14 protein-coding genes are annotated in these 19,074 nt (G+C 71.7%); 4 read left to right on the forward strand and 10 right to left on the reverse strand.

The window, feature by feature from the left end; translation table 11 throughout:
* Positions 1-31: 31 nt before the first annotated feature.
* The 10 genes from IO36_RS27065 to IO36_RS27105 form a co-directional block, all read right to left on the reverse strand.
* The gene (locus tag IO36_RS27065; protein ID WP_037623596.1) at positions 32-4,306 is read right to left on the reverse strand and encodes a discoidin domain-containing protein; all 4,275 of its coding nucleotides are present in this window, start codon (positions 4,304-4,306) and stop codon (positions 32-34) included.
* A 516-nt stretch (positions 4,307-4,822) separates the two neighbouring features.
* Complete coding sequence (locus IO36_RS27070) at positions 4,823-5,368, reverse strand: GNAT family N-acetyltransferase (RefSeq protein ID WP_037623597.1); 546 nt, start codon at positions 5,366-5,368, stop codon at positions 4,823-4,825.
* A gap of 53 nt (positions 5,369-5,421) precedes the next feature.
* Positions 5,422-6,459, reverse strand: coding sequence for a GNAT family N-acetyltransferase (locus IO36_RS27075; protein WP_158997527.1), 1,038 nt, complete (start codon positions 6,457-6,459; stop codon positions 5,422-5,424).
* Positions 6,460-6,470: 11 nt separating this feature from the next.
* Positions 6,471-8,261, reverse strand: a complete 1,791-nt coding sequence (locus tag IO36_RS27080; RefSeq protein ID WP_037623599.1) for a DUF4910 domain-containing protein — start codon at positions 8,259-8,261, stop codon at positions 6,471-6,473.
* The gene (locus tag IO36_RS43375) at positions 8,156-10,276 is read right to left on the reverse strand and encodes an aminotransferase class I/II-fold pyridoxal phosphate-dependent enzyme (RefSeq protein WP_051900979.1); all 2,121 of its coding nucleotides are present in this window, start codon (positions 10,274-10,276) and stop codon (positions 8,156-8,158) included. The genes IO36_RS27080 and IO36_RS43375 overlap by 106 nt, the downstream gene beginning before the upstream one ends.
* Positions 10,273-11,493, reverse strand: a complete 1,221-nt coding sequence (locus IO36_RS27090) for a tRNA lysidine(34) synthetase (protein ID WP_037623600.1) — start codon at positions 11,491-11,493, stop codon at positions 10,273-10,275. The genes IO36_RS43375 and IO36_RS27090 overlap by 4 nt, the downstream gene beginning before the upstream one ends.
* Positions 11,494-11,530: 37 nt before the next feature.
* On the reverse strand, positions 11,531-12,613 hold the full coding sequence (locus IO36_RS27095; protein WP_037623601.1) for an alkaline phosphatase family protein: 1,083 nt from the start codon (positions 12,611-12,613) through the stop codon (positions 11,531-11,533).
* Positions 12,614-12,663: 50 nt separating this feature from the next.
* A complete protein-coding gene (locus tag IO36_RS47015; RefSeq protein ID WP_158997529.1) occupies positions 12,664-12,837 on the reverse strand; it encodes a hypothetical protein in 174 nt (57 codons plus the stop codon).
* 174 nt (positions 12,838-13,011) lie between these two features.
* Entirely contained in the window at positions 13,012-13,824 is an 813-nt protein-coding gene (locus IO36_RS27100) for a metallophosphoesterase family protein (protein ID WP_209441272.1), read from the reverse strand.
* A gap of 79 nt (positions 13,825-13,903) precedes the next feature.
* Positions 13,904-14,836, reverse strand: a complete 933-nt coding sequence (locus tag IO36_RS27105; RefSeq protein WP_037623602.1) for a nucleoside-diphosphate kinase — start codon at positions 14,834-14,836, stop codon at positions 13,904-13,906.
* Between the two features lie 359 nt (positions 14,837-15,195).
* Here IO36_RS27105 and IO36_RS27110 point away from each other — a divergent pair, with 359 nt between their 5' ends.
* Genes IO36_RS27110 through IO36_RS27125 form a run of 4 tightly spaced genes read left to right on the forward strand, consistent with a single transcriptional unit; the run spans position 15,196 to position 19,031 of the window.
* The gene (locus IO36_RS27110; protein WP_037623603.1) at positions 15,196-16,389 is read left to right on the forward strand and encodes a nucleotidyltransferase family protein; all 1,194 of its coding nucleotides are present in this window, start codon (positions 15,196-15,198) and stop codon (positions 16,387-16,389) included.
* A 58-nt stretch (positions 16,390-16,447) separates the two neighbouring features.
* On the forward strand, positions 16,448-17,452 hold the full coding sequence (locus IO36_RS27115; protein WP_051900980.1) for an ABC transporter ATP-binding protein: 1,005 nt from the start codon (positions 16,448-16,450) through the stop codon (positions 17,450-17,452).
* The gene (locus IO36_RS27120; protein ID WP_037623605.1) at positions 17,449-18,216 is read left to right on the forward strand and encodes an ABC transporter permease; all 768 of its coding nucleotides are present in this window, start codon (positions 17,449-17,451) and stop codon (positions 18,214-18,216) included. Before IO36_RS27115 ends, IO36_RS27120 begins: the two co-directional genes overlap by 4 nt.
* On the forward strand, positions 18,213-19,031 hold the full coding sequence (locus tag IO36_RS27125) for an ABC transporter permease (RefSeq protein ID WP_037623607.1): 819 nt from the start codon (positions 18,213-18,215) through the stop codon (positions 19,029-19,031). The genes IO36_RS27120 and IO36_RS27125 overlap by 4 nt, the downstream gene beginning before the upstream one ends.
* Positions 19,032-19,074 lie beyond the last annotated feature (43 nt).

Below are 19,074 nucleotides of genomic sequence, written 5' to 3' on the forward strand. Positions count from 1 at the left end.
GGCGCGGACGGATTCCGCGCCGTCGGAGTCGCTACTCGATGTTGATCTTGAAGGTGCTGGTGGTGTTGCGGACGTCCTGGGCGTTGCCGCTCATCCGCAGGTTGCGGAAGGTGGCCTCGCCGACGGCGGGACCCTGACCGGGTTCGGGCAGCTCGTTGGCCCAGATGCCGAATCCGGACTTGGCGTCGAAGGCGTCGCCGCTCTTCTTGGAGTTGGTGATGGAGATGTCGGTGAAGATGGTGTCCTTCACCGGGAACTGGGGCTGTCCTCCTACGTAGTTGGTCTGGAACATGACGCCCCCGTAGGTGGAGTCGTCGATGTCGACGTCGTTGACCCGGATGCCCTGGAACACCTTGGACGCGGAGAACGCCCAGATGGCGGGGAAGACCTGGGAGCCCCAGAAATGGCCGCCGGTCCGGTCGAGGGACACGTTCTCGATGGTCGTGGGATCGGTCCCGAAGCCGTTCATCGGGTAGCCGAAGTCCAGCGAGGAGATGGTGATGCCGGAGTAGACCAGGGTGTCGGCGACGCGGATGTTGCGGAAGGTGTTGTTGTAGCCGCCGTAGACGGCGATTCCGGCAGCCCTCCAGGTGAGTGTGGACGTCAGGTTCTCGTAGAGGTTGTTCTTCTCGTCGGCGCCGCCGGCGTCGATCGCGGAGAAGAGGGCGAAGCTGTCGTCGCCCGTGGCCCGAGCGTCGTTGTTGACGACGTGGTTGTCCGTGGAGCCGTTGGTCATGTTGATGCCGTCGGCGAAGGTGTCACGGATGCGGGTGTTCTTGATGGTCATGCTGTCGGTGTTGGCGCCCCAGTAGAGGCACACCATGTGCTCGGCCCAGATGTTGTCGATGGTGATGCCGGAGACATTGGCGAAGTCGAACACCTTGCCCGGGCCGTCGATCCGGGACGTGTAGTTGCCGAAGTAGGCGAACCCGGCGAACGTCGAGCCGTTGGCCGTGGCGTCGGCCCGGAAGCCCACGTCGGTGTTCTCCTGCGAGGCGGGTGCGTGGAAGCGGGTGAACCAGGGCCCGGCTCCGACGACCTTGACCGCCTTTCCGTAGACCTGGAACTTGCTGGACGTCTCGTAGTCGCCCGCGGGCAGGTAGACGCCGACGAGCTTGCCGGTGGTGTCCATACGGACCTTGTCCAGGGCGTTCTGCACGTCCTGGTGGGTGAAGCCGGCCGGGACGGTGTAGGCCGCCGGGTCGGGGTTCGGCACGGCCGTCGCGAGCTCGGTGTTGATGAAGTCGATGGCGTAGGTGGAGGAGTTGGCCGCGTCCTTCTGGAGCCTGATCTTCGATCCGGCCTGGACGGTCCGGCCGAGCTGGAGGTTGGCCTCGTCGTAGATGTGCCGGGGCGCTCCGGAGCCGGGCGAGTTGCCGGGCGCCGTCTCGTTGCCGTACAGCCAGGCGTACTTGGAGGTGAGGTCGATCGTCTTCAGGAACTGGCCGTCCACGTAGACGGAGAGTGTCGTGTCGGTTCCGTCGGGGATCGAGAAGCGGGTCACCAGGGTGTTGGTGGCCGAGCGGGTGGTCCATTCGACGTACTGGCCGGTGCCGTTGAGGGTCACGGCCTTGCGTCCGCTCGCCTCGCCTGCGATGTCGCCGACGGTCCGGTTCGGTCCGACGACCTTGGCGCCGCCGCCGAGCGTTCCGTCCTCGGCCTCGTACATGTCGTACGGCATGTCGGCGCCGCGGCCGACGAACAGGGGCTGGGTGGTCGTGTTGTTGGTGCGCTTGACGGGAAGTTCGTTGGCGTCGTCGGCGATGACGGTCTTGACGGTGTATTTACCGTTGACGGCTGTCCAGGAGCCCAGGGAGACCGGGGCCGTGGTCTGGCCGGCGGCGATGGCACCGTCGTAGGAGCCGTTGAGCGTCTTGACCGTGGCGCCCTTGGAGTCCTGGATCGTGAGGGTCACGGCGTGACTGCCCGAAGCGGAGGCCACGGTGCCCTGGTTCTTGATCGCGACGGTGAACTTGACGTCGTCGCCCGCGGAGGCGCTGGTCGGGCTCCAGGCGACCGGTGCGGCCAGCAGGTCGGAGCTGGAGACGGGCTTGACGACGAGCGGGTCGGTGCGGGTGAAGGTGTTGTTCCCCTCGTTCTGCTCGATCACCTTGTTGGAGGGGTCCACCTCGGCGCCGACCGTGTAACTGCCCGCGTCCCGGGCCCCGATGCTCGCGGTGACGGTCTTCGTCTCACCGGCGGCGAGCGCGGGCACGTCCGCCGTGGCGGCCTTCGTGCCGCCGAGGGTGAAGTTGAGGTCCGTGGCCTTGGACGGCTTGGTGCCACTGTTGGTGACGGTCGCGGTGAGGCTGATGGCGTCCGACTCGACCGGGGCGGCGGGGGTGTTGGTGACACCCGTGACCTTGAGGTCGGGGTTGGCGGCCGGGGTGCCGATGACCTGGAACTCGGCGGCCTGGCCGCCCGGGGCGCCGGAGTTGGACGTGAACTTGAGCTGGACGTCCGCGACGGACCCGGAGACCGGGATGGTCACGGTGTTGCCGCTCGACGGGTTGAACGTGTAGTCCTTCGCCGCGACGAGGCTGGTGAAGGCGGTCGCGTCCTGGTCGCGGCCGAGCACCTGGATGTTCTGGGTACGGGTCGCCCAGGCGGCGTCCGGGTTGAGCTTGACGACGACCTGGCTGAGGTCGGCGTTGGCGCCCAGCTTGGTGGTGAGGGTGGCCGGGTAGGCGCCGCCCCCGCTCTCCCAGTAGGTGCCGATCTGGCCGTCGTTGGCGTTGGCGGCGACATAGGTGAACGTGGAGGAGGACGCCTCAATCGGCTTGCCCTCGGCGAGGTTGGTTCCCGAGCCTGTCGAGCCGGTCCGGGTGACGCTGTTGCTCGCCGCCGACACGTTCCCGGCGGCGTCCTTGGCCTTCACGTAGTAGGTGACCGTGGCCGTCGCCGAGGGAGTGTCGGTGTACGTGGTGACATCGCCCGCGACGGACTTGAGGAGCTGGTCGTTGGCGTAGACGTCGTACCCGGTGACCTTGACGTTGTCGCTCGACGCCTGCCAGGTCAGCTTCACGTCGCCGCCGGACTGCGTGTAGGCGAGGGCCCCCGGTGCCGTCGGCGCCTGGGTGTCGCCGCCCGATCCCTGCCGGGTGACACTGTTGCTGTTGGAGGAGACGTTGCCCGCGGCGTCCTTGGCCCGGACGAAGTACGTGACGTCGGTGCCGGCCGGCTGGGTGTCGGTGTAGGTCAGGACGTTACCGGCGACGCTCGCCCGCAGCTGCCCGTTGGCGTAGACGTCGTACCCGGTCACGGCCGTGTCGTCGCTCGCCGCGTTCCAGGTCAGCTTGATCTGCCCGGTGGCGGGCTCGGTGAACGCCAGGTTCGCCGGGGCGGTCGGCGCCTGGGTGTCGCCGGTGGCCGGCCCGTAGACCTCCAGCTCGGACGCCTGACCGGCGGGCCAGCCGGTGTTGGCCGTGAACAGGGCCCGCACATAGCGGGTCGTGGTCGTGTCGAGCGCGATGGTCGCCGACTGGTCGCTGCCGCTGTCGAAGGTGTACGCCTTCGAGGCCGTCAGGTCCGTGAAGTTCTGGTTGTCGGTGGAGCCCTGGATCTTCAGGGTCTGGCTGCGGCTCGGCCAGCCGCTCGGCAGCCGCAGGGTCACCTGGTTCACCTTGACCGAGGATCCGAGGTCGACCTGGAGCCACTGCGGGAAGGCGTTGTTGGCGCTCTCCCAGTAGGTCGACCGGTTGCCGTCGCCGGCGTTGGCCGCGCCGTACACGTCGGCGTGCCCGCTCTCGGTGAAGGGCCTTCCCTGGGCGAGGTTGGGGGTCTGGGCGGCGGAGGTCAGGACCTGCATCTCAGCCAACTGGGCGGTGGGGGCGACCGAGTTGGAGCTGAAGTCGGCTCGTACGTAGCGCGTTAAGGTCGCGGGGAAGGAGACCTTCACCGTGTTGCCGTCGGCGGGACCGAACACGTACTGCGCCGACGACTTGAGGGTGGCGAAGCTCTTTCCGTCGGCGCTGCCCTGGAGGGCCAGCGTCTGCTTGCGGGCCTTCCAGTGTGCGGGCAGCCGCAGCACGACCTCGCGGACCCGTTCGGTCCGTCCGAGGTCGGTCTGCACCCACTGGGCCGACTTCTTTCCGGCCTGCCAGTAGGTGTCGGCGTCGCCGTCGGTGATGCTGGCGGCCGTGTGGCCGCTGCGGGCACTGCCGGCCTTGGTGGGGGCTTCCGCGGCGGCGTCGGGGCCGCCGGCCGCGTGGGCGCCGACGGCGGGCAGGCCCAGAACCATGACGAGGGAAGCCAGCGCGGCGGTCGCTGCGCGGCTTCTCCAGGATCTCGGCTTGTGTGGAGTCATGCGGGGTTCACTCCCTGCGGAGGTTCGCGCGCCGGAGGGGCGGCGGGGTCGGCTCGTTCCTGGGCAGAGCGGTGGAGCGGTGCGAGGGATCGGCGACGGCGTCGGCATGGGCGTACACGACTCCCGATGACGGAACCGATCACGCACGCAGCTTCTTGCGTTGTTTCATCGCAATATTGCAGAGCTGTGTGAGCGCGTCTACGGTCTGGACACCACAAGTTTCATCGACGGCATTCACGCCTCCGCGCCGAGGACACGGCTCAAGGAGTCGGCTGATCGATACTGTGGCCAACGAGCCCCCGCATGGGCCCTCGACGCGAGGAGGGGGCGGATTGCAAGCGAACGCAAGCGACGCAAATTCTTGCGCGTTCATGCGTCGCCGCGAAGCCCTGTCACCGTGCGGACCGGGCAGCCCACCGTCACCGACCTGCCCCGTCACGAAGACCGCCGGTGGACAACGCCCGACACCATGACCGCTCACCGGAGCCGGTGATCATGTCGACGGGCCGACCGGTGCTACCGGCGACCGGCCGGCCCGACCGGGGGTCGCATGGCGAGCCATTGCTCGGCGCCCCATGCCTCGAACCGCTCCACCTCGGCGAAGCCCAGCTTCGCCGCGAGCCGCATCGAACGGGCGTTGGCGGTCTGGGTGGCGAGCACCACCGGCTCACCCGGGAAAACACCGTCGAACCAGGCCAGCGCCGCCGCGCACGCCTCGCCCGCGTATCCGAGGCCCCACGCGCGGGGCAGGAACATATAGCCGAGATCGGCCTTCCCCACCGCCGCGGGCCGCCGGTGCGCGGTCGCCCTCCTGAGCAGGATCTGGCCGATCATCACCCCGTCGAGCTCGACGACGAAACTCCCGGGCCACCGTTCGGGCACTTCGGGTGTCCGAAGCTCCAGTTCGTCCCGCGACCGGGGACCACCGAGGTAGGTGTGCACGTCCGGCGAGGCGAGCAGCTCGACGAACGCCGCCCGGTCCCGCGCCTCGGACCCGCGGAGCACGAGCCGCTCGGTCCGGATCGGCGCCGGCGGCCACGCCACGGGTCCCAGATCGTCCATCCCGGCAAGCTAACAGACGCTCACGACCCGGCGGACGTCGCGTCGGCCCGTCGTCAGCGTGCCGGCGGGGCCACGCAGGCGAACAGGCGCAGGGGGCTCATGCCGTGGCGGGACTTCATGGGCTGGTTGCTCCGGCCGCCCTCCACCCAGCGTTTCCCCCAGGAAATGGCCGTGCGGATCTCCGTGGCCCACAGCAGGTAGTTGGGGCTGAAGCCGTCCACGGTGGCATGGCTCGTGCCGCCCGCCCACATGTGCAGACGCTCCTCGTCCAAAAGAACGACCGCCGCCGCCAGCGTCTCTCCGCCGCGGTCGACGCGGACCACCCGGGCGTGATCGCCGAGGGCCAGGACGAAGTCGGTGAAGGCCGGCTCGGGATACATGCCCGCGCTGTCGTACTTGGCCGCGGTGCGACGGGTGAGGTCCCCCACCGTACGCAGGACCTCGGGCCGGGGCACCTCGACGGCCGTGATGACGCCGGCCTCCGCCGCGCGCCGCAGGTACTGGCGGATCGTGCGCCGGGTGCGGGCGCCCAGCGTCGTGAGATAGCCGTCGTAGGAGAGGAAGGGCTCTCCCGCCGCACCGTGCAGGGGAAGTTGGAAGCGGGTGACGATCGGGGCCACCCTCCAGCCCTTGTCCCGGGCGACGTCGAGGACGGGGTCGCCCTCGGGGACGCTGACGAGTCCCGCGGTCCGGGCACCGTCGGCGGCGGCCTGCTCGCGCAGGGCGTCCAGAACCGCTCCGAGCACACGCGCCCGCTCCCCGGGACCCGTCGCACGTACGGGCACACGGGTGTCGTAGCAGTACCAGTTGTGCCCGAGGAGCGCCGGTCCGTCGGCCTCCTCGATGCCGGCGCCGCGCAGGAACCCGTACGGATCGCCCTGCTTCTGGAGGTAGCACGGCAGCACGGCGAGGGTCCGGTCCCCTTCGGCGGCGGCCAGATAGCGGGCCGCGAGGAACGGACTCAACGGGTGCTTCTCATAGGCCCGCAGGTACGCGGGACCGTAGTGGACGGGCGCGGTCCCCGCCGCGGCGACCTCGCCCCACTGGACGGTGTCGACGTCGTCGATGGAATCGCTGACGGTCACGGCCACGCGCCGCATTCTCAACTCCGCTCCCCCTCGCCTTCCTTCACCCAGTCCGCTCCCTTCATCGCGGCCAGGAAGCGTTCACCGAAGCCCGCCTCCCACTCGATTCCCGCGTCCAGTGCGGCGGTTCGGACCACCTCCGCCGTGCCGGACACGCCGTCGACGCTCTGGGCCAGGGACATCGCGGAGGCGTAGAACCGGCCCCGGTCCTCGGCGAGCCGGCTCGCGAACCACTGCCGGTCGGCCTCGCTCACGGCCCCCATCAGGGCCCGCAGGTTGAAGGGCCCCGGCCAGGCCCGACGCACCGGCGGGCCCCCGCTCCCTTGGACGGGAACTTCGTCCAGGGCCCCCGCCAGGGTGTGGTGCAGCCCGTCGATGAGGTGCGTCTGCCGGCCGAGGACCGCGGGGTCGGCACCGAGCGTCCGCAGGGTGCCCAGTGCCTCGCGTCCGTACCGCGCACGGCGGGTCAGCGAGGCTGCGGCGAGCGGTCCCTCGTCGGGCGGCAGACAGGCGGTCATCCGGCGTGCGGTCCAGCGGGCGAGGAGATGGGCGAGCCAGTCGGCCTCACGCGGGCCCGCCGTCGCAACGAACGCGGCGGCGGACGCGGCGATCGCGGCGGACCTGCGCAGCTCCCCCGGGTCGACCTTGTCGAGCGTGTCGGCGCCGGAGTGGTTGAAGCGGTCGGGCCAGTGGCCCAGTTGGACCGACGGGCAGCCGATGCCCCGGTCGGCGAGGACCGCGTGGTCGGAGGCCCCGACGAAAGGCGTCGTACGCCACGCCCACACGTCGCAGCCCACGGCTCCGCTGTAGGAACGGGCCGCGGGCGGCAGGGCACGCACGCAAGCCTCGACCAGGGCGCTGGCGAAGTGCGGCAGGTACTCGGGGCTGTGTTCGACGATCAGCGGACCGCCACAGCGCCGCTGGTCCTGGCCCACCATGTCGAGGTCGATCGCCATCATCGGCAGCGGTCCCCCGCCCTCCTCCACGAGCCGGTGGACGTAGGCCGCCAGTCCCACGAACTCGGGTGCCCACAGGAACCGGACCGGGCGGCGCAACTCCCGGGCCGCCAGGACCCGCCCGGCGGCGAGGGCTGCCGCGACCCCGGAGGCGTTGTCGTTGGCCCCCGGGGCGGGGTGGCAGAGGTGCCCGGTGATCAGGCAGGCGTCGGACGAGTTCGGCGGCGGGGCGACGGGTCCCGACGGCGTACGGGCCACGACCACCGGCATCCGCGCGGGAGCGGTGTCGACCTCGACGGTCACCCGGGCCCGTTCGCCCCGGCGGTGGGCGCGGAGCAGGGCGTCCATCTGCCCCGGGACCACACTGAACCCGAACAGTCCACTGTCGCCGGGCAGTTCGACGCGCCCCGCTCCGTCGCGCCGGCCGGACCCGGTCGTCACGCAGAAGCCACTCGCCCGCTCCTCGCGCATACGGGCGAACAGCTTCCCGTCGAGTCCCGCCGCCGACGGCACGAGGACCACCGCGCCGGGCGGCCACCCGTCGTCCTGGGCGCGCACGAGCGGTGCTTCGCCGTGCGCGGCGGCCGAGTGGGCGGCCAGGGCGTACGGCTGGGCGGGGTAGTCGACCAGCGCGGCCCGGCCGGGGACCGACAGCCGCGCGGAGTGAGGGGTCCAGGAGAAGGGTGCGGTGAACGTCCACCACGCGGTCCGGCCGTCGGCGGGGAAGGACAGGACCTCCACCCCGGTCAGTCCGGCACGCTCGGCCTCGCCGGCCACGAAGTCGGCAGCGTCCGCGATCCCCGCCGACCCCTGGTAGCGATCCCACTCGGTGAGCCGCGCGACCCAGCGCATCGCCTCGTCGGCGTCGATGCCGTGATGGATCCCGGCGACGAGGTCGGTGAGGCTACCCGATCGGGGAACGCGTCACGGAAGGCGGCGAGACGGGCCTCGGAAAGGGGTACGGCGACCTTGTACACCGGGTCGTCACGCCGCCCGGCACCTCCCGACCCCTCGTCCGCCGGCCACAACCCCCTGACCTCCTTGACCCGCACCCCGTGCCTCTCCCACATCCCGCCCGTGTCCCACGCCCCCTCCACCGTCACCCACGGCAGACAGCCGTCCCCTTCGGTGACCTTCAGTCCGGCCCGCCGCAGCGTTCCGGCGACGATCGGCTTCACCTCGGCGATCCTGGCCCGCAGCGCCCCGAACACATCACCCTGCGCCAGGAGGCGGAGGGCGACGTCGAGACCCACGCCGCCGACGCCGAGCGGCGGCGTGATCTCACGCAGGCGTCGCGTCAACTCCGGAGCCGCGAAGGCGAATCCGACGCGCAGCCCGCCGCAGCAGTAGCCCTTCGACATGCTTCGGAGCACGACGAGGTTGGGGTGCTCGGCGACCGCCGGGACACAGCTCGCACCGGGCCCGGCGTACACGGCGTAGGCCTCGTCGAGGACCACGGTCGCGCCGTACGCCCGGGCCGTCCCGGCGATCTCGTCCAGCCGGTCCCTTCCGTAGAGGTCTCCGGTGATCGTGGGCCGGTCCAGGACGAGGAGTGAGGGGGCGTGCCGCGCGAGATCGGCGGCCAGGTCCTCCAGTCGGGTCGTGATCGTCCTCGCGCCGAGGCGCGCCGCCCAGCGGGGCAGATCCGGGTGGCCGCCCGCCAGGCACAGCACCGGTCCGGGCACGGCCAGTCCGGCGCAGGCGTGCAGCAGACCGGTGGCGCCGGCCCCCGCGGTCACCATGTCGGGCGTGAGGTGCGCTCCGAAGTGCCCGGACAGGACGGGGGCTGCCGATTCCGCGGAGTAGGGGTCGGACAGGGAGTAGGCGCGCGAGAGGTCGGCCAGGCCGCCCTCCTCGTAGGCGCGCCGGAAGGCCGCGTCGACGGACGGTCGCACGAAGGCGATCTCGTCCGGCGTCCAGCGCAGATCCAGCGTGGGCGCCCGGACCTCCGACGAGCCGGTCCCGGGCGAACGGGTCTCCCGCGTACGGCTCTCCGGCCTCCGGGTCTCGGGCGAACAGGTCTCCGGCGTCCAGGTCTCCCGCGTACGAGTTTCCGGCGTCCGGTCCCAGGCGCTGATCGCCCCCGCCGTGCGCGCGAGGCTCCGGGCGACGAACTGCACATAGCGCGTCGTCGTGACGGGATCCCTGCCGACGGTGAAGTCGGCGTCGGCGCGCTCGACTTCGAAGCCTGACCGGGTCAGCAGCTCCCTCACCTCGGCCGGCTGGTACATCCGGACGTCGTCATGGACGACCACCGCCTCCGCGTCGCCCCGCCGGACCTCGATCTCACCCGCACTGCGACCGGAGACCGGACGATAGGAGCGGCGGAAGTCGGCGCGCAGCCCTTCGGTCTCGAAGGTGGCCTCCGGTACGTAATTCCCGGCGATGGCCAGCACGTTGGAGTGGTCAAGGACGAGCAGTCCGCCGGGGACGAGCACCCGCCGGACCTCCTGGATCAGCCGTACCTGCTGCTCGTCGCTCCCCCAGCCGAACGACTGGACGCACACCACGGCGTCGAACTCGCCCAGGGACCAGGGCAGTTCGCGCAACAGATCGAGGCGCACCCACGCGATGTCGACCCCGCTCGCGACGGCCGCGGCCTCGGCCCGCTCCAGGGCCCACGCTCCCGCGTCGACCCCGGTGACGGCGAACCCCCGCGCGGCCAGGGCGACGGCGTGCCGGCCGGTGCCGCAGCCGAGGTCGAGGACGCGGCGCCCGGGAGCCGAGGCGTCGAGGACCGCGGCGAGGTAGTCGGCCTCGGCCGCTGTGCGTCCTGGCGTGTACTCGTGCTCGGCGACGGCCCAGAAGTCCTCCCCGAAGAAGGTCAGGTACCAGGGAGGATCCTCCGGCCCGCGGACATCGCTCATACCGCGTCCGCCCGCAACGCCTCCTGACGGTGCAGGAATCCACACACGTCGCACAGGCCCGCGGGGTTGGCCACGCCCTCCTGGAGCACGTAGCGGCCGTCGCACACCCGGCACAGGTCGTCGACCAGGGGCAGCAGGGTGCGCTGGACGTTCTCGAAGGCGTTGAAGAGGTAGTAGTCGATACCGGGCCACAGGTCGTAGAGGTGGTCGGCGACGGCGTAGGCGAGGGATCGTTCGTCGGACCCGGTCGTGAAGCGGCCCGGTGCCCCCTGCCGGTTGAGGTCGGGCGCGACCAGCTCCAGGTAGAGGGTGAGTTCCTTCTTGGTGATGCGGTACAGCGGGAACACGTACCGCAGGGAACCGAGTTCACGGACCGGGATGCCGCCCATGCGGTAGCCGGTGGTGAACCAGGTGACCATGCTGGCGACGAGGTCGTCGGCGTTGAAGCCGAACGCGACGACGGGGGCGCCCCGGCGTTCGGCCTCCCGTTCCAGCATGCGGCGCAGCACCTGATGACCGATGACCATGTTCATGTTGCGGTGTTCCCCGGCGACGACCTTGTTCATGACGTCGACGAACGGCTCGCGCAGCCGGAACACCTCGGCGACGTCGTCGGCGGTGACGACGACGTGGTCGACGCCGAGTCCGGCGCAGGCGTCCAGGGCGGTACGGAAGGTGGCGGGTTCGTCCCAGTCGGGCAGACCGGTGATGGTCACGGCGGTCATGTCGACCTCGGGCCAGCGGCCGCGGGTGCGTTCGAGCAGCTTGAGGTAGGCGACGCTGTCGCGGCCGCCGGAGAGCCCGATGACCACCTTGTCCCCGGCGCGCATGGTGGCGCCGGCGGCGATGCTCTGGACGAAGGTCTCCTCGACGTAGGTCACGAAGGTCTCGGCGGTGAACTGTTCGGTGCGCCGCTCCAGGGTGCCGCCGTGGTCGAAGAGGACGGACTTGGTGTAGACGGGGTCGGGGGCGGCGTAGACGTGTTCCTTGGGCCGGCGCAGCACGTCGAGGTCGTAGTGGCGCACCTGGCGGACCTCGATGACGTCGTCGGCGCCGACGACGGCGGTCGCCTCGGGGATCACCTCCCCGTCGCGGTGGACGAGCACGGCGTTCGCCGGGATTCCGTGGAGGCGCAGCACGTCCAGGAGTCGCTGTCCCGGTGTGGCGTGCAGGGTCTCCGAACCACCGGTCTTGTTGCGGAACACGACCGTGCTCACGGGTTCTCCTATCGTGTCGTGAGGTTCCGGGGGCGGGTCAGGGCAGGGCGGAGTGGTCGGGTGCGGGGTTCCAGGAGGCGAGGGGGACGAGGGTCTCGCCGTCGGAGACCGATCCGTGTTCCCAGGCCACGCCGGGGTCGGGGACGGGGAAGTGCGGGGAGGTGGCGAGGGCGACCACTTCGCCGATGCGTTCGCGGACGGCCGGCGTCGCGGTCAGCAGTCCGCGCGCGTGGAGTTCGTCCGGGGTGAGCACGAGGGCGTGGTCCGCGAGGCGGTCCCGCAGCATGTCGGCCACGCGCCGCTCGTGGCCGGGCAGGGGGTGGAGCCAGCGGACGCGGCCGGCGCCGCCGCCGGGCATACGGCAGTGGGCGGGGGCGTCGAGGCGGGCCCAAACGTCGGCGAGGGCCTCGCTCGGGGTCACCTCGACCTGGCCGTGGTCGGCATGGGCGAGGACGCTCCAGCCGGCGTCGGCCCAGCGGGCGGCCGCGGTGTCGAGCAGCAGCAGTGCCTCGCGCAGCCGGGCGTCGTAGCCGTGCCGGTGGATGTGGTCGTCGAGGTTCACGTACGCCCACACCAGCGGCGGGGTGTCGAAGGCGCGCGCGAGGACGGCCCCGACCTCGCGGACGGTCCGCTCGGCGACGGCCACGGGGTCGGTGGTGAGGGGTGCGCCGGCGGCCGGTGAGGGCACGATCCGGGCGCCGTGCAGCACCGCCTCCACCCATGGACCTGTGAGCCGTTCCAGTTCGGCGCCGATCGCGAGGGCCGGCCGGCCCTCGGCGGCCGCGTGGTCGAAGAGGGTGGGGGCGGTGTGCAGCAACGCGTCTCCGGGCGACCTCGGGGATCCGAAGCCGTACGTCTCCCCGGTGACGAGGTGGGTGACGTGGTCGGCGCCGGGTGCCCGGTAGACCATGCCGACGGCGCCGTGCCGGCCGGGGTCCGTGCCGGTGACCGCGGTGAGCCAGGCCGTCGTCGACGTGCTCGGGAACGTGGAGCGCAGTGGCCTGATGTGCGCGTGGGAGAGCGCGGACTCGGCCACGTCGAGCGACAGACCGTCGACCGCGAGGACGCACAGTCCCCGGGAGGCGGCGCGCAGGGTGCCCGCGACGACTTCGGTGACCACGCGCAGGTCGGCGGACGCTGTCGACTGTCCGCCGACGCGCGACGCCGTGCTCAGAAGTTCGGCACGCAGTCGGTGCAGGTGGTGCGGAACTTGACGATGTGCGCGGCCTGCCGCTCGGTGATCATGCGCTCGACCAGGCGGGGCAGCAGCATCACGGGCGCCGGGGTCGAGACGGACGTGACCTCGGCGGGTGTTTTCGCGGTGGGAAGTGGAGCTGTTTGCATGGATTCCTCCTGCCGGGAACGGTGCCAGAGAAACGTGCCAAACAACTTGCCAATTTGCATGCACAGGTCAGCACATGGCGTGCTCGCATGTCAACGTCATGCCGGAAATGCACCGCCAACTCGCTTTTTGTTGCTGCTATTTGACGGAGTGGAGAATTCCGTCGACCGCGCGGATCAATTCACGAAGATCAGCCTTTCCGCCTCCGCGACGATCTTTTCCGGATCGGGCGCGTTCACGAGGGTGTCCGAATAGCGCTCGGCGTCAGGGTCGACGGCGGCGCGGGCTCGGGCGATGGCGTCCTCGACGTCGTAGCGGCTCGTCCTGAGCGAGACGTCGGGTCCGAGCAACGCCCAGTAGGCGGTGCCCGGTTCACCGGTGTGGTACGGCAGCCCGACGCTCCCCGGGTTCACGCTGCGCAGGCCCGCGACGGCCCGGTCGAACTGGAGGTGCGAGTGTCCGGTGACCAGGACTCGGCCGTCGATGGCCGCGGACAGCTCGGCGAACCGCTCGGACGGCGTCCCCGGGGTGACCAGTTCGTGGTCGCTGCGCGGCGAACCGTGGCAGAAGTGCACCGGTCCGAGTCCTTCGATCTCGACGACGAGACCGAAGGCCAGGCGGTCGAGGAAGGCGATGGCCTCGGGCGAGTGCCGCTCCGCGATCCACGCCTGGCGCGGGGTGTCGGCGGTCAGCGCCGCCGTGCCGATCCCCGCGGCGTAGCGGTCGGCGTTGCCGCGCAGACACAGGGCGCGCTCGCCCAGCCCGAGGATCCGTTCGTACGTCTCCTGCGGCTCCGGCCCCCAGGTCAGATCGCCGCACAGGACGACGAAGTCGGCCCGGGCCACGTCGGGTTCGGCGAGGACCGCGTCGAAGGCGGGGATGTTGGCGTGCACGTCGGAGAGCACGGCGACCCGGGCCACCGGCCCGTGCCGGCGGGGCGGCCCCTCTCCGTGCGCGGGTCCGTGCAGTTCGACCTGGGCGTCGGCCATGGGTGGCTGTCCTCCTGGTGTGCGGTCGGGGTGCGGCCGTGCGGATTCGGCGCGCTGTCGCAGGGATGGCCGGTGACCTTCAGCGGTCCGCCACTGTCGTGGCCGCCGGTCCGGCGAGAGGCGCCGCGCGGGGACGGGTGAAGTGTCTGCCGGGCGGCGGACCGACCAGCGGCCGGCCCTCGGACGGCAGGCCTTCCACCAGCTCCGCGGCGATCACGATGCGGTCCCACAGCGGCCGTCCGTCCTCGCCCGCGGCGAGCTCCTCCACCCGCGCCAGCAGCACCGTCGGGTCGCCCGGAGCCTCGGAGGGCTGCGCGGGCCGGGTGAGGGGGTGCGCGGGATGGGCCGCGTACAACGCGCGGGCCACAGCGCCCGGTTCAGCCGCTCCCTGCGGGGACACGTCGGCGGCCAGCAGGGACAGCGCCCGCTCCCGCCGTCCCGGCAGCAGGACGCCCACCTCACGGATCAGGTCGGCGGGATCGTCGGGCGCGTGTGCGAAGTTGAGGCACATCAGTTCGCAGCCGAGCGCCCCGCGCAGCGAACCGCCGTTTCCCGCACGGTTCTTGGACGATCCCTTCAGCTCCGCGAGCCGTTCCGCGGCGGAGGTTCCGGTGCGCCGCGGGCCCCGGGTGTCGCGGAGCGCGACGAAGACGCAGGGCGGTCCGGACTCGAGGATCATGTCCACGGCGCGGATGACCGCCAGCGGCGCCGCGTTGATCTGGTAGCGCCACAGCTCCCGGCACACCCGCGCGTCCACCCGTACGGTCAGGGCGCCCAGCGGCTCGAAGCCGTGCCCGGCCAGGAAGGCGAGCGCCGGTTCGACGCGCCGGCCGACCACGGCGTCCGGTTTGAACATCACGAAAGTCGACGCCAGCAATGCCTGGTCGGTGCGCTCCGGTTCCCAGCCGTCCAGAAAAGCGGCCATTTCCCGGAAATAGACGTCGTCGGGATAGGTGTGGCGCCGAACCGGATCATGGGTCAGGGGTGCCTTCAACCACGCGTGGACGGTCATGCTCCTCCGGCATTCCGCTCGTCCGCCGGGCCTGGGCGGGCACCTGTCGGGCACGCCAAGTCCGCTGTATGCAAAGCGAGTTGCGTCATTGTCATGCACCATTCGAGGGCAATACGCTGAGGCTACTTTCCATGACCGACCACATCAAGGAGGGTCCCATGAGTGTCGCCTTCAAGCAGGTCAAGGTCCGCCCGAAGCCGGGCAAGTAGCCGTTCCCCGGATGCGATCGGGATCCGGGTGCGCGCCTGGCCGCGCGCAGCGGTCCTGATCGCATTCGTCATCGGCCCTCACGGAGCCCCGGCCGAGGGACTTCGTCCACCAGCACGCACCCACCATCACCCACCGGGGCGGAGCCGGCGTTGACAGACGCACCGACCGGAACGGCGACGGACGCGGAGGTGTCGACCGCGACCGTCCTCGCCCTGCTCGGCACCGGGCCCACGGCGTCGCGCGAGGCCGTGCTGCGCACCGCCCGCGACGGCCGGCACAAGCTCGCCGCGACCCTGCTGAGCCTGTGGGCCCGCGACGGCGAGGAACTCACCGAGGCGGAGTCGGCCGAACTCCGGCTGCACCGAGCCCGCGTCGAGCACTACCGCGAGGTCTGGTCACGGCTGCGGGCGGTGGCGCCCGGGGCCTCTCTGCTCAAGGGCATGACCATCGCCGGCCTCTATCCGCCCGGAGTGCTGCGCGCGGCCGGTGACCTGGACGTCGTCTGCGCCGGCCACGCGGACCTGTGGAGCTGCGCCCGCCGTCTGACCGCGGACGGCTGGGACCTGGCCGCCTTCACCGTGAGTCCCGCGAGGAAGGGTGACGGCGTCCCCGTCCACCTCGGCGCCGAGTTCCGCAGCCCGGCTCCCGAATCCTCCCCCGACCCGTACGCCGTCGGACTGTTCACCGCGGAGATCGTGACCGACGTACGCGCCCCCGCACGGCGGCTGACCCGCCCCTCCCGCTCCCCCCTCGCCGCCTGCGCGGTCGCCCTGGTGGCGGAACGCTGGGAGCGCCCCTTCCGCACCCGCGACCTGCTCGACCTGGCGCTGCTGCTCCAGCACCTCGACGACGAGGGCGTACGCCAGTTGCGTACCGACCTCGCCAAAACGGGACTGTGGCCCGAGTGGCGGGAGGCCATGGACGCCGTCGCCCGGCTCGGCCCGCGGCCCGCCGTGACCCTCCCGGGCACCCGCGCGGCCGCGGTCCGCGCCCGGCTGCTGCGGGCCGCCCGCACGACGGCACGCTGGAGCAGCCCGGTCCGGGCGCCCGCGCTGATCGCCCAGTCGGGCATCGAGGGCGAGGGCGGCCGGCTCACGGAACTCGCCTCCGACCTCACCCACCGTGCCATCGGCGCCCGGCGGCTGCTCGGCGCGGGACTGCCGCTGTTCGGCGTACCCCTGGACGACGAGGCGGCCGACGCGCTGCGCCTGGACGACGTGGGACGCCATCTCGTCGCGCGGACGCCGCTCGGTTCCTTCCTGCTGGTCTCCGGCGCCGCGCGGCGGGAGTGGCTCGAGAAGGCGGCCGGCGGCGGCCGGGCCGCCGTGGAGTCCGGCACGTGAACCTCCCGCGTCACCCCTCGGACGAGGACCCGACGACCCCCACGGCAACGGGAGCGCGATGACGGACGGCACGAACGGCAGGCCCGGCGACACCCGCCCGGGCGACGGCGAACCGGCCGTCGAGACGACCGGGTTGCGACGGGAGTACCGCACCCGGCGCGGTCCCGCGGTCGTCGCGCTCGACGACGTCTCGGTCACCGTCGAGCGGGGCGAGGTGCACGGCCTCCTCGGGCCGAACGGAGCCGGCAAGAGCACCCTGATGAAGATCCTCTCCACCGTGCTCCTGCCGACCGCGGGCAGCGGCCGGGTGCTCGGCCACGACCTGGCGACCGAACACCGGCGGATCCGGCCCCTGCTCGGCATCGTCTTCGGCGGCGAACGCGGCCTCTACCCGCGCCTGACCGCCCGTCAGAACATGCGCTACTGGGCCGCCTTGTACGGACTGACCGGACGGGAGGGCGCGGTCCGCAGCGACGCGCTGCTCGACGAACTCGGGCTCGCCGAGCGCGCCGACGACCGGGTGGAGACCTTCTCGGTCGGCATGCGCCAGCGCCTCCACCTCGCCCGCGGCATCGTCGGCGACCCCCGCGTCCTGCTGCTCGACGAGCCGACCAACGGCCTGGACCCGCTGGCCGCACGGCAGTTGCGCGAACTGATCCGGAGACTGGCCGGCGAGGGACGTACCGTCCTGCTCGCCACGCACGACCTCGCCGAGGCCGAGGCCCTCTGCGACCGCGTCACCATGATCAACCACGGGCGGGTCGTCGCGGCGGAGGCCCCGAAGACGCTCGCCCGCCTCGTCACCCACCAGGAACGCGTCCGCGTCCGCGCCGAGGAACCCCTCCTCGCCCTCGTGCGCGCGCTCCCCGGGGTCCTCGGCGTCGAACCCGACGACGACGGGACCGCGCTCGTCACGGTGGAGGACAAGGAATCCGTGGGCCGCGTCCTCGCGTTCGTCGTCGAACGCGGTGTGACCGAGGTGCGCACCGAACTGCCCGGTCTCGAAGAGGTCTACCTTCGCCTGGTGCACCGCGACGAGACGCGCAGCGTGGTGAACCGGTGAGCCTGCTCGCGGCGGCCGGCCGGTTCCAGGGCCGCCTGGTGCTCACCCACCGCGACTACCTCATCGACCTGGTGCGCACCCCGCTGCTCGCGGCGGTCTTCCTGCTCCTGATCCGGCACAACGACCGCCCCGACCTGCTTGCCAACGGCCTCCTGGCCCCCGTCCTGATGGGGGTGTGGAGCATGGCGATGCTGATCTCCGGGGAGGTCGTGGACAACGACCGCTGGCTCGGCACCCTGGAACTCCAGATCGCCGCACCGGCCGACTTCGCCCGCGTGGTCCTCAGCCGGGTCTGGGTGACCACCGTGATCAGCCTGCTGACGGTCCTGGAGGTCGCCGCCGTCGCGGTCCTCGGCTTCGGCACCGTCCCCCACGTCCCGCACCCCGGCGTCTTCGCCATGGCGCTCCTGGCCACGGCCGTCGCCACCGCGGGCACCGCCACACTGATGGCGGCCCTGTTCGTGGCCACCCGGACGGCCCGCACCTTCCAGAACTCCCTGAGCTACCCCGTCCTGCTGCTCGGCGGCGTGTTCGCCCCGCTCGACCGGCTGCCCGAATGGACCCATCCCGTCGGCCGGCTCATCTACCTCTCCTGGAGCTCCGACCTGCTGCGCGACGCGCTCACCCCCGCACCGGTCACCTCCGTGGCCTGGCGCACCTCGACGATCCTCGGCCTCGGCCTCCTCACCGGGGCGCTCGGCCGGCTGCTGCTCGGCAGGGTCGTACGGCTCGTCCGCGAGAACGGGACGGTGGGCCTGCGATGAGCCGGACCGCGTACGCCTCCGCGACGGGACGCCGCTCACGCGTGCTGGGCTGGGCGGCACGCGCCGGGGCCGCCGACTACGGCACCGTGTTCACCTGGAAGACCTGGCTGCTGGGCTGGTTCGTCCGCATGCTCGCCCAGGTGCTGTTCTTCGCCACCATCGGTCATCTGCTCGGCCCCGGGCAGGCCCGCTACCTCCTCGTCGGCAACGCGGTGGCGCTCGTCACGCTCCACGGAGTCTTCGCCAGCGCGTCCACCACCTGGGAACTCCAGTACGGAACCCTGCCCCTGCTGGTCGCCTCGCCCACCAGTCCCACGCTCGTCCTCGTCGGGCGGAGCCTGTTCTGGCTGCCCGACGGGGTCGCCTGCGGGCTGGGCGCACTCCTGATCCTCGGACCGACGGCGGGCCTCCATCCGACAGCCGTCTCGCTGGCCCTGATCCCGGCACTGCTGGTCCTGGTCGCGGTGACCAGCTACTGCCTCGGCCTGTTCCTCGGCTCCCTGGTGCTGACCGCCGTGGATCTGCGCAACGTCGTGTCCAACGCGGCGTTCACGGTGATGCTGATCGTGTGCGGGCCGGAGGTCCCGTCGGGCGCCGTCGGACCCGTCCTCGCCCGGCTCGGCCAGGTGCTGCCCCTCACCCACGGGCTGCTCGCGGTCCGCGAGGTCCTGGCGGGCCGGGCGGACGCCCACACGGCCGCACTGGCCGGATGGGAGACGCTGATCGGCGCGTGCTGGCTGGCGGCGGCACTGGCCGTGCTGGGGCTGCGGGCCCGCAGGAGCAGACGGGACGGGGCGGCACTGTTCCTGGACTGACGCACTCGTACGGACCCTCGCATCGCAGACAGCGCCCCCGGTA

This window comes from Streptomyces aureus (genome assembly GCF_000725495.1).
In the GTDB taxonomy this organism is placed as follows: Bacteria; Actinomycetota; Actinomycetes; order Streptomycetales; family Streptomycetaceae; genus Streptomyces; species Streptomyces aureus_B.

Bases quoted from the DNA above. Each gene is read 5' to 3' on its own strand.
- IO36_RS27065 (WP_037623596.1), bottom strand. From the start codon at position 4,306: ATGACTCCACACAAGCCGAGATCCTGGAGAAGCCGCGCAGCGACCGCC.
- IO36_RS27070 (WP_037623597.1), bottom strand. From the start codon at position 5,368: ATGGACGATCTGGGACCCGTGGCGTGGCCGCCGGCGCCGATCCGGACC.
- IO36_RS27080 (WP_037623599.1), bottom strand. From the start codon at position 8,261: ATGCGCTGGGTCGCGCGGCTCACCGAGTGGGATCGCTACCAGGGGTCG.
- IO36_RS43375 (WP_051900979.1), bottom strand. From the start codon at position 10,276: ATGAGCGATGTCCGCGGGCCGGAGGATCCTCCCTGGTACCTGACCTTC.
- IO36_RS47015 (WP_158997529.1), bottom strand. From the start codon at position 12,837: ATGCAAACAGCTCCACTTCCCACCGCGAAAACACCCGCCGAGGTCACG.
- IO36_RS27100 (WP_209441272.1), bottom strand. From the start codon at position 13,824: ATGGCCGACGCCCAGGTCGAACTGCACGGACCCGCGCACGGAGAGGGG.
- IO36_RS27105 (WP_037623602.1), bottom strand. From the start codon at position 14,836: ATGACCGTCCACGCGTGGTTGAAGGCACCCCTGACCCATGATCCGGTT.
- IO36_RS27115 (WP_051900980.1), top strand. From the start codon at position 16,448: ATGACGGACGGCACGAACGGCAGGCCCGGCGACACCCGCCCGGGCGAC.
- IO36_RS27125 (WP_037623607.1), top strand. From the start codon at position 18,213: ATGAGCCGGACCGCGTACGCCTCCGCGACGGGACGCCGCTCACGCGTG.